The following is a 2,545-nucleotide window of genomic DNA, read 5'->3' on the forward strand; positions in this document are numbered from 1 at the left end:
GCAAAGATCTCGGCAACGTGTTTTTGAATATTGTCGCAAATGTTATCAAGCGGCAAGTCGTTCGCATCATTACCAAAAGGGTCTTCAATTTCTTCTGCTATTAGCTCAATACTGGCAAACACAAACAGGATGAAGCCAATTATCGGCATAATAAAATACTTCAAATCGAATGCCCAGGTAAAGGGCAATGTCATGATGTAGGTGAAGATGAACTTCTTGATAAAAACGCTGTAAGAGAACGGTATCGGTGTTTTCTTGATCCGTTCGCATCCGCCACAAATATCTGTAAATGAAGTTATTTCGGCGGTTATACTCACCAGTTGCTCCGGGTTGATCTGCCCTTCTTTGTTTAAACGATAAACGTTTTTGATAATGGCCGATGCTACCTGATTGGGAACATGCTTATTACCATCGGTAACTAAAAGCGCCTGGTCTTCCCTCACATACTCATCGCGCAAATGGTTTTTAAGCGATCTTGCATACAATGGAATGGCATAATTAAAAAATGCCGCGTCTTTATCGCTAACCAAATGCTTTAGCTTCATGGCCAGGTTACGACTGTTATTTGTAAGACTACCCCAAATTTTACGCCCTTCCCACCACCGGTCATAAGCCGAATTGATACGAAAAGCGAGCAACAAGGAAAACACAAAACCGATAGTTTGGTGTACATAAATAACCTTACGCAATATGCTGGTTTCGGAAACATGCCAGTAATCTATCAGCAAAAAAGTTACCACACCTGCATAAACGCTAACCGATAACATCAGCGGGAATAATTCGCGCAGGGTATCAGCCTTATTAAACCTGAATGTAAGCAAGAACCACTGCCTTGGATTGTAGTATATCATTTTATATTATTTAACGGCTCCAAGAGCCTTAAAAAGACTTTCTGAAGCTTTGTAAACATCGGCATAAGAGTTATAAAGCGGCACCGGGCTCAAACGGATCACATCCGGCTCGCGCCAGTCGCCTATAACGCCATTATCTGCCAGGTAAGTAAATATCAGCTTCGCGTCGCGTTTGCACACTACCGATAGCTGGCAGCCGCGCTCGTTTTTATTTACAGGTGTGATGATATGATAAACATCTTCGCCATATTTTTCATTTACCTCGTTTATCTTGTATTCCAGATACCCGGTCAGGGTTTCGCTTTTAGCGCGTAATGCGTGCAACCCGCCTGCTTTTTCAAATATATCTAACGATGCGCGGTGCAGCGCCATCAGCAAGATGGGGCTGGTACTTACGTTCCACCCCTCTGCCCCATTTTCGGCTTCAAAACCGGGCGCCATCAGGAATTGCTTATCACGTCGGTAACCCCACCATCCCGCAAAACGGTTGAGGGTTTTATCTGCAAAATGCTTCTCATGTACAAATATGCCACTTATGCCACCCGGCCCCGAGTTCATGTACTTGTATGAACACCAGCAGGCGAAATCGGCATCCCAATCGTGCAGTTTAAGCGGAATATTCCCCGCAGCATGCGCCAGATCAAACCCCACTATAGCACCTGCAGCATGGCCAGCCTTAGCAATAGCTTCCAGATCAAAGAACTGGCCAGTATAATAATTGATTCCACTGAACAGCACTAAAGCCAATTCATCGGCATTATCAGCAATTTGTTTCAGGATATCTTCGGTACGTAAAATGGTTTCGCCAGCGCGTGGGGCAACTTCTATTACAGCATCTTTAGGATCGAAACCATGGAAACGTGCCTGGCTTTCAACTGCGTACTGGTCAGACGGGAAGGCGCCGGCTTCCATTAATATCTTATATCGTTTACTTGTTGGTTTATAGAAACTTACCATCAATAAATGAAGGTTTACTGTAAGCGAGTTCATCACCGTTATTTCGGCTTCCTTAGCTCCTAATATGCTTGCTAACGGACTAAGTAGTTGCTTATGGTAATTAAGCCAGGGCTCGTTACCCATAAACCAACCTTCCACTGCATTATCTTCCCAGGCATTCAATTGATCTTGTATATATTTTTTGGCTGAACGGGGCTGTAAGCCTAAAGAGTTACCGCATAAATAAACCGCATCATGTCCGTTATGCTTCGGTATCAAAAACTCATCGCGGAAGCTTTTTAACTGATCTTGTTGATCCAGCTGATTGGCAAATTCTAAGGTATCCTGGTAAATCATCAGCCAATATTACAAAAAAGAGATTTCTTAAAATGATTTAATTAAAACAAAGGCCACAAACATATGTCTCTGTGACCTGTATTAAAATTTCATGACATTACTGATGGCTTCAGTAACTTATATAGCTATTTTCCCGTGTTGACCTTCGTCGTATTGTTTACCTGCAAAGGTAGCTTTAAGCATATTGATCAACACCACCATACTACTGGTCTTGCTATCCCAGTACTCGGCATCTGTTGGGGTAACTTTTAGTAAAGTTAACTTAGGGTCGTTCAATCCCTCGGGAAAGAATGCCTCTACAAAGGGGTTCCACAATTCTTTCATTTTGGCTTTATCGTTAACCAATGCTGCCTCGGCTACAATACTTAAATAGGTGTGGTTTTTTATATCAGAATAGGTTA

3 protein-coding genes are annotated in these 2,545 nt (G+C 42.6%); all 3 read right to left on the bottom strand.

The features are described 5' to 3' along the window. Positions 1–851: bestrophin family protein (locus JWQ85_RS12210; RefSeq protein ID WP_299468298.1), on the bottom strand; the 851-nt coding region annotated here is incomplete at its 3' end. Positions 852–857: 6 nt separating this feature from the next. Beyond that, a complete protein-coding gene (gene kynU, locus JWQ85_RS12215) occupies positions 858–2,144 on the bottom strand; it encodes a kynureninase (protein ID WP_299468300.1) in 1,287 nt (428 codons plus the stop codon). 117 nt (positions 2,145–2,261) lie between these two features. Then, the coding region (locus JWQ85_RS12220; RefSeq protein ID WP_299468302.1) for a pyridoxamine 5'-phosphate oxidase family protein at positions 2,262–2,545 on the bottom strand (284 nt) is incomplete at its 5' end.

Source organism: Mucilaginibacter sp. (assembly GCF_028288105.1).
Taxonomy (GTDB): Bacteria; Bacteroidota; Bacteroidia; order Sphingobacteriales; family Sphingobacteriaceae; genus Mucilaginibacter.

What these genes read in the sequence shown, in the direction of transcription:
- kynU (WP_299468300.1), bottom strand. Translation starts at nt 2,144, where the DNA reads ATGATTTACCAGGATACCTTAGAATTTGCCAATCAGCTGGATCAACAA.